Origin of the sequence: Pseudoalteromonas sp. bablab_jr011 (genome assembly GCF_016464045.1) — a bacterium.
GTDB lineage: Bacteria > Pseudomonadota > Gammaproteobacteria > Enterobacterales > Alteromonadaceae > Pseudoalteromonas > Pseudoalteromonas lipolytica.
Genome location: NZ_JACDWU010000041.1, coordinates 23,745 through 36,964 on the forward strand (window position 1 = coordinate 23,745; position 13,220 = coordinate 36,964).

Genomic DNA, 13,220 nt, shown 5'->3' on the forward strand with positions numbered 1-13,220 from the left:
GTTTAGTTTTAAAGCAATTGGTTACAAGGAACTAATTGCAACCAATTGTGACAGAGTATGTCAAAAGTAACAACTCAATTATTATGGGTGAATGGATAAAATTTCAAGTAAGGTTTTATAAATATTTAATTTAGGGGTTTTTTCTGTGTAGGGGGTAATACCTAATAGCGGAAACGGTAAAGTATTTTTAAGGGTCTGTAAATTAGCCTCTTGTTCTTGCATGGTGGGGTCAACATGATTTGCTATCCACCCTACACAGTTTACGCCCGATGCTTTAAAATGAGCGGCAGTCAATAAAGCATGATTTAAACAACCCAGTTTCATGCCTACAACCAAAATAACATTAAGGTTTTGCTGTTTAACCCAATCAGATAACAAGTCAGTTTCGTTAATGGGTAAGCACCAACCACCGGCCCCTTCTGTCAGAATATAATCAGTATTGAGTGCTTTCACATTCTCATACGCGCTATCTAGTTTCTCAAAGGTGAGTCTATCGCCAACTTTCGCTGCGGCAATGTGCGGAGCAATTGGTGGCTCATAAGTAAACGGATTCACAATTGTGTACTTAGCACCAACAGACGAGCTTTCCATTAAGGTTAGCGCATCTTCATTGACCAATTCACCAAAAGCCATCTCAGCCCCTGCTGCAATGGGTTTGTAACCAACCGCTCGTTGTTTATGTTGTGCTAGCAGCTTTAATAATAAACTGGTGACATGGGTTTTACCGGCATCGGTGTCCGTGCCAGTGATAAAAAATTCTTTCATTGTTTTTCTAATTCTAAAAGTACGACGTGATAACTCACTCTAGCATGCCCATCAACCAGAGGATATGCCTTGCACACGTTATTCAATGCTTGCTTTGTTAAAAGACCCTGACGCTTTTTATTACTGTGTAATGACGTAGCGCCAATGGCCTTAATTGAACGTATTGCCTCAAGTGGGCTTTTATAAGCATCGGTATAACAGGTATCTACTGCAAAATTCACCTTAAATCCAGCAGCCTTCGCATACTGTGTGACATTGTCGGATGAGTGAAATTGATTAATACGAGACTGGTCATCTAAACAGGAAAAAGCCTGTTTAATTTCGTGTAATGAGCCTGCAATAACACAACTTAAATACACCCGACCATTATCTTTAAGCACTGCAAACAGCTGTTTAAAAAGCAAGGGTAAATCTGCCGACCATTGCACGGCAAAATTACTGAATACGCAATCAACACTGTTTTTTTGCAGTGGCAAATTATCCATATCGGCACACAGCTTTAAATATTCACGACTTTTATCGGTGTTTAACATGGCGTGGCTTAAGTCCATCGCCACTACCGTTGCAAAATATTGTTGCAATAGGGCTGTATTAACCAGCGGTCCTGCACCTAAATCGAGGCAAACGCCCTGTTGATTTTTATTCGCAAGCAGTTTGATTAAATGCGCTGCTGCTTGCTTTTGAACGTTAGCATGGCTGTTGTAATGCGCTGCCGCTTTCGAAAACTGACTCGCTGTGGACAGCTTGTGATCTTTTGCGACGTGAGCAGTATTGTGTGCTAATTGGCTCATAAGCACTCCACTAACGTATCTACCAACGTGTTTATATCATCGAGCTGATGGGCACTGCTAAGTGTGACTCTTAATCGCGATGTATTAAAAGGTACGGTTGGTGGACGAATGGCTGTTAACCAAATTCCACACTGTTTTAGCTTATTCGCCACATCAACCGTTTGTGCGGCATCACCGAGTACCAATGGTTGTATTGCTGTATCTGAATCCATAAGCGCTAAGTTTTTCGCTTTTGCTAATGTTTTAAAATACGCAATATTTTTAAAAAGCTGCATACGTTTATTATCAGCGGCCAGTATTTTTTCTAGTTGTACACGCGTACTACTTGCCATCACAGGCGACATGGCTGTTGAATAGATATAATCACGGTTAAATTGCAGCATGTAATCAATAACCGATTTACTCGCCAGCAAGCATGCACCACTGCTAGCGAGGGCTTTACCAAATGTAATGATCAATAAATCGGGTTTGTGCACTTCACAGCTACCAAGCCCGTGCTTACCTAACACACCAAACCCGTGGGCGTCATCAATCATTAGCCAGGCATTATAGTTATGCGCAAGTTCGCACAACTGTGCAACAGGAGCTTTATCACCATCCATCGAAAACACGCCTTCACTCACAATGAGTTTATGTTTAGCTTTCGATTTTTGTAAGCGCGACTCTAAGTGCTTTAAATCATTATGATTAAACCGCACCATCGCCGCTTGAGAATGGAGACCGCCATCAATCAAACTAGCATGATTGAGTTTATCTTGAAAAATTGCGGCAGATTGCGCCACAGCTTTATCGTGAAACAAGGCTTTTAACACACTGCTATTTGCACTAAAGCCACTGTTGAAAAGCATGGCTCTTTCATAACCGAGTAACTCACATAGGCGCTGCTCAAGAGCCTGTTGCGGTTTATTATAGCCATTTACTAATGCTGAACTGTGACTGCCTAGTGGCAGCTCACTCACTGTAACGAGTTCATCAGCGAAGCCTAAATAATCATTGCTGGCAAAATTTAAGTACTGTTTTCCTGCAATACGAATAAAGCGTCCGTTTGACTCTTCGACCAGTTGGCGCTGCCTAAGTAAAGCATCTTCTTTACGCGCTTGAAGATGCTGTGCAATAAATTCAAAAGGCATAACGTGTTTAAGCTTCGTAAAATAGTTCTGATGTTGCTTTGTCGGCCACTTTTGAAGAAAGTGACGCCGCGACGGCTTCATCTGAATAATCTTCACGTTTTTCAGGGTTCATACCCAGCTTTTTAATCAGCATCATATCGGCATCCGCTTCTGGGTTTTCTGTTGTGAGTAGCTTATCACCATAAAAAATAGAATTAGCGCCCGCAAAGAAACACATCGATTGCATTTGCTCGTTCATCGCAGTACGCCCTGCCGATAAACGTACATAACTTTTTGGCATCATAATACGTGCCACAGCGATGGTGCGAATAAATTCAAAATGATCAAGGTCATCGACATCTTCCAGTGGCGTGCCTTTTACTTTTACCAGCATATTGATAGGCACACTCTCTGGTTGCTGATCTAAGTTTGCAAGTTGCATCAATAAACCATAACGGTCTGCGGCTTGTTCACCCATGCCAACAATACCGCCAGAACATACTTTCATCCCTGCATCGCGCACGTTGTCTATTGTATTTAAGCGGTCTTGATAAGTACGGGTGGTAATAATCTGTTGGTAATATTCTGGTGAGGTGTCTAGGTTATGATTGTAATAATCAAGTCCTGCTTCTTTTAAGGCGTGCGCTTTTTGATTATCGAGCATGCCTAAAGTCATACATGTTTCAAGGCCTAATTCTTTTACTTCTTGCACCATTTTTTCGATGTAAGGCATGTCACGATCTTTAGGATCTGACCACGCAGCTCCCATACAAAAACGCGTAGCCCCTTTTTCTTTTGCAGCACGCGCTTGCTCAACAACTTTTTCTACTTCCATAAGGCGCTCACGCTCAAGATCTGTTTTATAATGTCCTGATTGTGGGCAGTATTTACAGTCTTCTGGGCATGCACCCGTTTTAATAGAAAGTAGCGTTGAAATTTGAACTTCATTAGGATTGAAATTTTCGCGGTGAACACTGGCCGCTTTAAACAGTAAATCGTTAAATGGCATATCAAATAATGCTTTTACTTGTTGGTGGGTCCAATCGTGACGGACAATTGCGTGCTCCATAATCTTCTCTTTTTAAATTTATTAAGACGGTCTGATTGGCTTAGTCTACGTCTTGACGTAACATTGTCAACGAATCCAAGTAGAGCAAAGTTTACATATGCACAATAAACAAACAATTGATTTAGATTTTGATCGTGAACATATTTGGCACCCTTATACGTCCATGACCACCCCGCTTCCCGTTTACCCTGTAAGCCATGCAAAAGCGAACCGCATTTTTTTAGAAACAGGCGAAGCACTCATTGACGGTATGGCATCGTGGTGGAGTGCGATTCACGGTTATTGCCATCCTGTACTAAACGAAGCCATTACCAAACAGTTAGGTAAAATGAGCCATGTTATGTTTGGTGGTTTAACCCATAAACCTGCTGTTGAACTTGCCAAAAAGCTCGTTGAGATCACACCATCAACATTAGCTAAAGTGTTTTTAGCAGACAGCGGCTCTGTAAGTGTCGAAGTGGCTATCAAAATGGCATTGCAGTATTGGTTAAGCCAAGGTATTAAAACCAAACAAAAATTAATGACCCCGCTTAAGGGGTATCATGGTGATACCTTCGCGGCAATGAGCGTATGCGATCCGGTTAACTCTATGCACAGTATGTACTCTGGGTTTCTCCCTGAGCATGTGTTTGTACCTGCCCCCGTCTCCCGCTTTAATGAAACCTTTGATGTACATGAAGCAGAAACACTCGAGGTTTACTTTAAAGAGCATCATCAAGACGTCGCCGCTTTTATAATTGAACCTATAGTACAAAACGCAGGGGGGATGAACTTTTACCACCCTGAGTATCTTCGCCATATAAGAGCACTTTGCGATAAGTACAATGTACTGCTTATATGTGATGAAATTGCCACTGGGTTTGGCCGTACTGGCAAACTTTTTGCCGTTGAACATGCCGACATTGAGCCCGATATCATGTGTATTGGTAAAGCACTCACCGGAGGGATGATGACGTTATCAGCCACATTAACGACATCAAAGGTGGCCGTTGGCATAAGTGAAGGCGAAGCCGGTGTACTTATGCATGGCCCCACATTCATGGGGAATCCGCTGGCCTGTGAGACAGCCTGTGCAAGTATTGATTTATTACTAGAGCAGCCTTGGCAAGAGCAAATTGTGCATATTAATGAGGTGCTTACTGAGCAGCTAAGCAAGTGTAAGCAACATGCCAATGTGGTGGATGTACGGACACTTGGTGCAATTGGTGTGGTAGAGCTAAACCGCCGTGTTGATGTGGCTAAAATACAACAGTTTTTTGTAGAAAAAGGGGTTTGGATCCGCCCATTTGGAAAACTTATTTACTTAATGCCACCGTACATTAGCAGCGAAACTTGCTTAGAAAAATTGTGTGGCGCGATTGATGACGCCATTAGCGAAAACATGTTCTAGACACAAAAAAGGAAGCGTATGCTTCCTTTTACCATTCAAACATATAAGCCATTTTGCTTATCATTCTTAGCGGCACTTTGTGCTCACAGCGTTTAGCATATAAATGCTGAAGTGACTTGTCTTTGATTTCACCTACAATCACTTCTTTAACCTGATAACCTAACGCCGTAGCAGCTTGTGCATAGGCAATAAACTCCCATTTTTTTATATTGGTGTTATCTACAATCACCAAGGGGATTTCTTCAGCTAAGGCATTAATAAATCGCGCTAAGTTTAAATTATGATATTCAGGGAGCTTAAATTTATCGAATTGATAGACACCTTCGCTGTTATAAAAATAATCATCGGTTGCGCACACAACATAATCACTTTCATTACCAGCCACCAATTCATCGGCAAGGCTTTGCGCATAATATGATTTACCTGAGCCGGGTAAGCCGCGAAGAATAAAAACTTGTTTCATAGCACCTGTAATACAAATAAGTTAAAAACAATAAGAAACGATTTCTTGTTTAGGATTGATAATAATGCCACAAAATAACCAATTAGCGCAGCGAGAATTTAAATAATCGTCATTTTAACGCAAAATATTGATGCTATTTTATCCAATTGAAGAAAAACTGCTAAAGAGTGTGCCGGAATAGTTTTTTTATTTGATTTACGAAGGTAAGATAGTCGATTCAAGTGCAATGCACAGCATTATAATATTAGGCAACTTATATCATTGGAGTGAAGATGAGCCATTTAGCGATTTCAGAGCTATTAAAAGGCAAGGTTGCGGTAGACAGCCAAGTAACAGTAAAAGGCTGGATCCGTACACGCCGCGATTCAAAAGCAGGAATTTCATTTTTAGCCGTTCATGACGGTTCGTGTTTTGATCCTATTCAAGCGGTAGTACCTAATTCACTTAATAATTATGATGAAGTTACACGTTTAACGGCGGGTTGTTCTGTTTCTGTAACAGGGGTGCTTGTGCAATCTGCTGGCCAAGGTCAGTCGTTTGAAATTCAAGCAAACACGGTTGAAGTATTAGGCTGGGTAGAAAACCCAGACACCTACCCTATGTCAGCTAAACGTCATAGTATTGAATACCTTCGCGAGCATGCGCACCTACGCCCACGCACTAACATTATGGGTGCAGTAACACGTGTTCGTAACTGTTTAGCACAAGCTATTCACCGTTTTTATCATGAGCAAGGTTTTTACTGGATCAGTACGCCTATCATTACAGCAAGTGACTGTGAAGGTGCCGGTGAAATGTTCCGTGTATCAACACTTGATATGCAAAATCTACCACGCACAGATAAAGGCGATATCGATTACAGTGAAGACTTCTTTGGTAAAGAAGCATTCTTAACTGTATCTGGTCAGTTGAACGGTGAGACGTATGCGTCTGCTATGTCTAAAATCTATACCTTTGGCCCGACTTTCCGTGCTGAGAACTCAAACACATCGCGTCACTTAGCCGAATTTTGGATGGTAGAACCTGAAGTTGCATTTGCTGATTTAGAAGACATCGCAAAACTTGCTGAAAATATGCTTAAGTATGTCTTTAATGCCGTATTAACTGAGCGCCGTGACGACATGGAGTTTTTCGCACAACGTGTTGAGAAAACGGCCATTTCACGTTTAGAAGAGTTTGTAACCAAAGACTTTGCACAAGTTGATTACACTGACGCTATCGAAATTTTAAAAGCCTGTGGTAAACAGTTTGAATTCCCTGTTGAGTGGGGTGTAGATTTACAATCTGAGCACGAGCGTTACTTAGCAGAAGAACATTTTAATGCGCCTGTTGTTATTAAAAACTACCCACGCGATATTAAAGCCTTCTACATGCGTCAAAACGAAGATGGCAAAACAGTAGCAGCAATGGATGTTGTTGCGCCTGGTATCGGCGAAATCATTGGTGGTTCACAGCGTGAAGAACGTTTAGACGTACTTGACCAACGCTTAGAAGAAATGGGCTTAGATAAAGAAGACTACAGCTGGTATCGTGACCTACGTAAATACGGCACAGTACCACATTCTGGTTTTGGCCTAGGCTTTGAGCGTTTAGTCGCTTATGTAACGGGTATGGGTAACGTACGTGACGTTATTGCATTCCCACGTACTAAAGGCAGCGCGACTTACTAAGCAAGCTTAAATGTTAGTGTTAAAAACCAGCCAATTGGCTGGTTTTTTTATACCTGTAAATACGCAGCCTTCTCAATTAAATCACCAGCATAATAATTACAAAAGCCAATCTATACTCTATAGTCAACGTTAGTGATTTATAAAGGAGCTATTATCAGACATGCTCATACACTCTCTTAAGATATTAACCCTCACCGCTATTTTTACCTTATCGCCCCGCTTGGTTGCCCTTGAAGAACCCATTAATGCGAAACCGATTTTAATCGCAGGATCAACGACCGTTACAGAGCTGCTTGTAGAAATTAAGGACGAGTTACACAATGGCTTTGGCAACTCAATACAAATTAGACCCATGGGCAGTGATAAAGGCATAAAAGCCATTGCCGACAATGTGATTGATATTGGCAGCAGTTCACGATACCTGACAAAGATTGAACAAGAGAAGTGGCCTTATTTAAAGCAAATTGTGATTGCACAAGATGCGCTTGCTTTTTTCATCAATAGTTCATTGAATATCGACAACCTGACCAGTAATGAGCTTAGAAGCATCTACCAAGGTAAAATAAACACGTGGTCTAGCCTGTCATCAAAAACACCAAAATTAAGTAACAAAAATGATGAGATCCTACTTTTTAGTAAAGGGACTCATCACGGCAGTTTTGATGTGTTTTTAGAGTTTCTCGAACTTGATTACATTAAAGACCCCGATACAAACTACATAAGACTAAAAAATGCAGGCAACAGAGGCTTGTTTTCTAACCAGCGAGTGAGCCTATATGACCATTTCAACCAAGCGCTGGGCATTGTTCAACGGATTCCAAACGCGATTGCCTACGACTCTTACGGTGCGATAAGTAAACTCGAAGACGATAGACGCATTAATAAAGTAACACTGTTATCAATTAATAACGTTAAACCTTCCAAAGAAACGATAGAAAATGGTGATTATGAATTTGTAAGACCGTTAATTCTGATAGTTAATACCCAATCGCCCCGCTCTAAGCTGATTGGCGAAAAGCTAGTAATGCTCTTAAAGTCTCCACAAGTCCAAGCCAAAATGAGCAACCAAGGGTATTTAGCAGTGAATTAATAGAGGTGTAACCAATAGAAGACCTCTTATGTCTAAAAAACAACTTGAAGGCGCATAAACTTGTAGGCGAATAAAACAGTCTATTGAGCTCAGTAAAAGTTCGTCTAAACCGTACTAAGGAACAGTTAAAGCCGGTAAAGCTAATCAGAGCAAATAAAGTCCCAAAGCAAGTTTATGTAACATGCCGATTTTCGATAAAGAAAAGTCGCGCGTTAGTTACATTTATAACGCCCTTACTCGTATTCAGACAGAAACGAGTATAAAAAAAGCTGCGCACCTAGAAGGTGAACAGCTTTTAACAACCAGAATCGTTATGTATTACAGTGCGTTTTCAAGCTCGGGTAATACATCAAATAAGTCAGCAACTAAACCATAATCAGCCACTTGGAAAATAGGTGCGTCAGGGTCTTTATTTATTGCAACAATGACTTTTGAGTCTTTCATACCCGCCAAATGCTGAATGGCCCCACTGATACCTACTGCAATGTATAAATCAGGGGCAACAATTTTACCCGTTTGACCTACTTGCATATCATTTGGCACAAAGCCCGCGTCAACTGCAGCACGAGACGCGCCAATTGCCGCACCTAGTTTGTCAGCGATACCGTTTAATAACGCGAAATTTTCACCATTTTGCATACCTCGGCCACCCGAAATAACCACCGGTGCTGCCGTGAGCTCAGGACGCTCTGATTCAGTTTGTTCTTGTGATACAAACTCGCTTAAGCCTACAGACCCTTTACTATCAATCGCTGAGACAGAAACAGGGGCTTGTTCAGCGGCCACATCAAAGCTGCTTGCACGTACAGTGATTACTTTTTTAGTATCGAGTGATTTAACGGTTGCAATTGCATTACCCGCATAAATTGGACGCTTGAACGTGTCAGCATCAATCACATCAATAATTTCTGAGATTTGCGCAACATCTAGTAAGGCCGCAACACGTGGCATAAAGTTTTTGCCCGTTGTCGTAGCACTTGCAACAATGTGTGAATAATTGTCACTAAGAGATAAAACAAGATCAGCCACATTCTCAGCTAATTGGTGAGCGTATGCTGTATCGTCAGCGACTAGTACATTGCTAACACCGGCGATCGACGCTGCCTTTTCGCTCATAGCCGCTAGATTTTCACCAGCTAATAATAAATCAACGTCAAAACCTAATTTAACAGCAGCGGTCATTGTTTTATGTGTTTCAGGCTTTAGAACACCGTTGTCGTGTTCAGCTATCACTAATGTTTTCATTTAGATCACCTTCGCTTCTGTTTTTAACTTTTCAACCAACGTCGCCACATCTTCAACGATAATACCGGCTGAACGTTTTTCAGGTTCATTAACTTCAACAAGCTGAATGCGCGGAGCAAGGTCAACACCTAAGCTATCTGCAGCAATGACCTCTAACGGCTTACGCTTTGCTTTCATAATATTTGGCAACGATGCATAACGCGGCTCGTTTAGGCGTAAATCTGTCGTTACAATGGCAGGTAATTTAAGCGCGACAGTTTGTAAACCACCATCTACTTCACGCGTAACATTCACAGTACCTGATTGCACATCAACTTTAGAGGCAAAAGTACCTTGGCCACGTCCTGTTAAAGCAGCGAGCATTTGACCTGTTTGATTATTGTCTGAATCAATCGATTGTTTGCCTAAAATAACCAGCTCGGGTGACTCTTGCTCAACAATCTTACTTAATAGCTTCGCTACGTGTAGCGACTCTAGTTTTTCTTCAGTTTCGATATGAATCGCTTTATCTGCACCCAGTGCTAATGCTGTACGTAATTGCTCTTGAGATGATTTATTACCAATAGTTACAGCCACAACTTCTGTTGCCGTGCCTGCTTCTTTCAAACGAATAGCTTCTTCAATTGCAATTTCACAAAACGGGTTCATCGCCATTTTTACATTAGCTAAATCAACATCCGATTTATCTGCTTTAACGCGTGCTTTGACGTTATAGTCAATTACTCTTTTAATTGGAACGAGGATTTTCATCGTGACTCCATCAATTGTGTGTTCTTAAAGCTGACGTCTACGTCAACTTATTTATTTTATGATTTCAGACTACTTCCTGTTGACGTAAACGTCAACCTAAAATAACCTTAAAGTATTCACAGCCTGTAACGTTTCATTTGCAAGTATGAAATACGGTTCTTTTAATGCAGGTCCGTCACTGATAAGAGGTTTATATGGTCGAACGCGAAACCATGGAATTTGATGTTGTTATCGTAGGCGCAGGCCCAGCGGGTTTATCAACAGCTATTCGATTGGCACAACAAGCACAAGAAAAACAACAAGAATTAATGATCTGTGTGGTAGAGAAAGGCTCTGAGGTGGGCGCGCATATTTTATCGGGTGCGGTATTCGAGACACGCGCACTTGATGAGCTACTCCCAGATTGGCAATCATTAGGAGCGCCTGTTTCAACAAAAGTGACTCAGGATGACATTTACTGGTTTAATAACAGTGAAAAAGCCACCAGCATCCCCCACTTTGCGAGCCCGAAAACGTTCCACAATGATGGCAACTATATTGTTTCGATGGGCAATGTATGTCGATTTTTAGCTGAACAAGCAGAAAATCTAGGGGTAGAAATTTTCCCCGGATTTAGTGCGCACTCGTTAATTATCGAAGATGACACCGTGAAAGGGATTATTACCGGCGATATGGGTCTTGATAAAGACGGTAATGAAAAAGACGGCTATATGCCGGGCATGGAATTAAGAGCAAAATACACAGTATTTGCTGAAGGTTGCCGTGGTCATTTAGGCAAAGAGCTTATTAATCATTTTGCCCTTGATAAAGATGCATCACCCCAGCACTACGGCTTAGGCTTTAAAGAAATTTGGCACGTTGACGAAAGCAAACATAAACAAGGTACTGTGGTTCATGGTACTGGTTGGCCACTAACGGGTGATACAAGCGGTGGTGCGTTTATGTATCACAGCGAGAACAACCAAGTTGTGGTTGGTTTAATTGTCGACCTTAATTACTCAAACCCGCACCTGAGTCCGTTTGATGAATTTCAACGCATGAAACATCACCCAATCTTTAAAGACGTATTAGAGGGCGGTGAACGTATTGCGTATGGCGCTCGTGCGATAGCAAAAGGCGGCCTGCACTCTTTACCAAAAATGCATTTTCCTGGTGGCTTAATTGTCGGGTGTGATGCCGGCACACTGAATTTTGCTAAAATTAAAGGTAATCACACGGCTATGAAATCAGGCATGGTCGCTGCCGATGTGATTGTTGAGGCGCTTGCTCAAGGCAAAGAAAATAGCGATTTGGCTGAATATGCAACCGCATTTGAGCAAAGTTGGGCCTATAAAGAGCTGTATCAATCACGCAACTTTGGCCCTGTTATGCACAAGTTAGGTAAATTTTTGGGTGGCGCATACAACACACTTGACCAAAATATCTTTGCAGGGAAACTTCCCTTCAAGTTTGAAGACAATACACCTGACTATGCAACACTTGTTGATGCAAGCAGAGCCGAAAAGATTAGTTATCCCAAACCCGATGGCAAACTGAGCTTCGATAAATTATCGTCGGTGTTTTTATCAAATACGAACCATGAAGAATCTCAGCCTTGTCACTTAAAGCTCAAAGACAACAGCATTCCAATTAACGTAAATTTAGTGAAGTTTGACGAACCAGCACAACGTTATTGTCCTGCAGGGGTTTATGAAGTTCAAGAAATCGAAGGCCAAAAAGAGTTTGTGATCAATTCACAAAACTGCGTGCATTGTAAAACCTGCGATATTAAAGATCCAAGTCAAAACATTTGCTGGGTCACGCCTGAAGGTGCGGGTGGACCAAACTACCCTAATATGTAACGCACGTTACTCATTTAATTACTATTTATCCTAAATTGCAGGGGCTTCGGCCCCTTTTTTAGTCTATGCTTAAGATCTGTTTACCTTTGCAGATTAAGATTTGTTCAAACTTGGGACGCTTAAATCACGGCGCGTGGTTTGTAACCTAGTGAGCTAAGTAAAAACCGAGCAACAAAGAGTAAAGCGCCCCTAAGCATAACTCAAAGGGGAGCGCCTGTTTGGTTTTGATGCTGCGTTATCGGCTATTCATGGGGATAACCACACGCTATAGCCGCTGCCTTGACTGAATCGCACACAGACTGCTGCAAATTTAACCTTGAAAGGTAAGCAAACCCTTAGTCGTGTTTAAATTTATAGTGAGTGATATATGCCGTCATCAAGTGTAACTTTTCGTTTTTTAGCTGAGCCTACTGATGTGAACTTTGGAGGTAAAGTACACGGAGGTGTTGTAATGAAATGGATAGACCAAGCAGGCTATGCCTGTGCAGCGGGTTGGAGCGGTCACTACTGTGTCACCGTGTCTGTTGCTGGTGTTAAATTCCAGCGCCCTATTCTTGTCGGACAAATTGTTGAAGTTAAAGCGAGTATTGCGCATACCGGTAAAACAAGTATGCAAATTTTTATTCAAGTGCGTTGCGGCGACCCTAAAACACAAAACTTAGTCGAAACAAATCACTGTGTTATTAGTTTCATAGCAATGGATGAAGCGGGTTACCCTATCGCGGTACCGACCTACACAGCTGAAACTGATGAAGAAAAGAAAATCGAAAACTACGCAATTAAAATGAAAGAGATTGCCATTGAAACAGAAACATTACTGCAAAAAGCGTAGTTAAGTAACTTCTACATAGCTGATTGAAATTGTTGCGCATATGAAACTGAACAGCTGATCACTGATTAATCATAATGCGCAAAAAAAGCCTAAAACAGTGTTAAAACCAATACTTTAAGCGTATAAAATATATTGGCATATTCAGTGCAATAGTTCCTACGAGCGATATGAATACATCGTTTATTTATTTTTTAAAGGAGCTATT

Annotated in this window: 12 protein-coding genes; 5 read left to right on the plus strand and 7 right to left on the minus strand. The window is 41.4% G+C overall.

Features of this window, described 5'->3' with window-relative positions:
* Positions 1-81: 81 nt before the first annotated feature.
* The 4 genes from bioD to bioB are packed head-to-tail and all read right to left on the minus strand — an operon-like array spanning position 82 to position 3,734.
* Entirely contained in the window at positions 82-765 is a 684-nt protein-coding gene (gene bioD, locus JIG41_RS01255) for a dethiobiotin synthase (protein ID WP_065979947.1), read from the minus strand.
* Complete coding sequence (locus JIG41_RS01260; RefSeq protein ID WP_199524147.1) at positions 762-1,556, minus strand: methyltransferase domain-containing protein; 795 nt, start codon at positions 1,554-1,556, stop codon at positions 762-764. Before JIG41_RS01260 ends, bioD begins: the two co-directional genes overlap by 4 nt.
* On the minus strand, positions 1,553-2,686 hold the full coding sequence (locus JIG41_RS01265; RefSeq protein ID WP_199524148.1) for an 8-amino-7-oxononanoate synthase: 1,134 nt from the start codon (positions 2,684-2,686) through the stop codon (positions 1,553-1,555). Before JIG41_RS01265 ends, JIG41_RS01260 begins: the two co-directional genes overlap by 4 nt.
* A gap of 7 nt (positions 2,687-2,693) precedes the next feature.
* Positions 2,694-3,734 carry a biotin synthase BioB gene (gene bioB, locus JIG41_RS01270; RefSeq protein WP_036968319.1) on the minus strand — a complete coding sequence of 347 codons (1,041 nt, stop codon included), beginning with the start codon at positions 3,732-3,734 and terminating at the stop codon, positions 2,694-2,696.
* A 97-nt stretch (positions 3,735-3,831) separates the two neighbouring features.
* On the opposite strand from bioB, the gene bioA reads away from it, so the two are divergent.
* Positions 3,832-5,124: an adenosylmethionine--8-amino-7-oxononanoate transaminase gene (bioA, locus tag JIG41_RS01275; RefSeq protein ID WP_199524149.1), complete on the plus strand. Its 1,293-nt coding sequence runs from the start codon at positions 3,832-3,834 to the stop codon at positions 5,122-5,124.
* 28 nt (positions 5,125-5,152) lie between these two features.
* Here bioA and JIG41_RS01280 read toward each other — a convergent pair whose 3' ends face one another.
* Positions 5,153-5,587, minus strand: coding sequence for an ATP-binding protein (locus JIG41_RS01280; protein ID WP_036968312.1), 435 nt, complete (start codon positions 5,585-5,587; stop codon positions 5,153-5,155).
* Between the two features lie 272 nt (positions 5,588-5,859).
* On the opposite strand from JIG41_RS01280, the gene asnS reads away from it, so the two are divergent.
* Positions 5,860-7,257, plus strand: coding sequence for an asparagine--tRNA ligase (gene asnS / locus JIG41_RS01285; RefSeq protein ID WP_036968310.1), 1,398 nt, complete (start codon positions 5,860-5,862; stop codon positions 7,255-7,257).
* A gap of 160 nt (positions 7,258-7,417) precedes the next feature.
* The gene (locus JIG41_RS01290) at positions 7,418-8,347 is read left to right on the plus strand and encodes a PstS family phosphate ABC transporter substrate-binding protein (RefSeq protein WP_065979950.1); all 930 of its coding nucleotides are present in this window, start codon (positions 7,418-7,420) and stop codon (positions 8,345-8,347) included.
* A 318-nt stretch (positions 8,348-8,665) separates the two neighbouring features.
* On the opposite strand, the gene JIG41_RS01295 is transcribed toward JIG41_RS01290, so the two are convergent.
* Both JIG41_RS01295 and JIG41_RS01300 read right to left on the minus strand, forming a co-directional pair.
* Entirely contained in the window at positions 8,666-9,592 is a 927-nt protein-coding gene (locus JIG41_RS01295; protein ID WP_182396384.1) for an FAD-binding protein, read from the minus strand.
* Positions 9,593-10,342, minus strand: coding sequence for an electron transfer flavoprotein subunit beta/FixA family protein (locus JIG41_RS01300; protein WP_036968304.1), 750 nt, complete (start codon positions 10,340-10,342; stop codon positions 9,593-9,595). It abuts the gene before it with no gap.
* 194 nt (positions 10,343-10,536) lie between these two features.
* Here JIG41_RS01300 and JIG41_RS01305 point away from each other — a divergent pair, with 194 nt between their 5' ends.
* Entirely contained in the window at positions 10,537-12,183 is a 1,647-nt protein-coding gene (locus tag JIG41_RS01305) for an electron transfer flavoprotein-ubiquinone oxidoreductase (RefSeq protein WP_036968302.1), read from the plus strand.
* Positions 12,184-12,550: 367 nt separating this feature from the next.
* A complete protein-coding gene (locus JIG41_RS01310; RefSeq protein ID WP_036968300.1) occupies positions 12,551-13,015 on the plus strand; it encodes an acyl-CoA thioesterase in 465 nt (154 codons plus the stop codon).
* Positions 13,016-13,220: the final 205 nt, after the last annotated feature.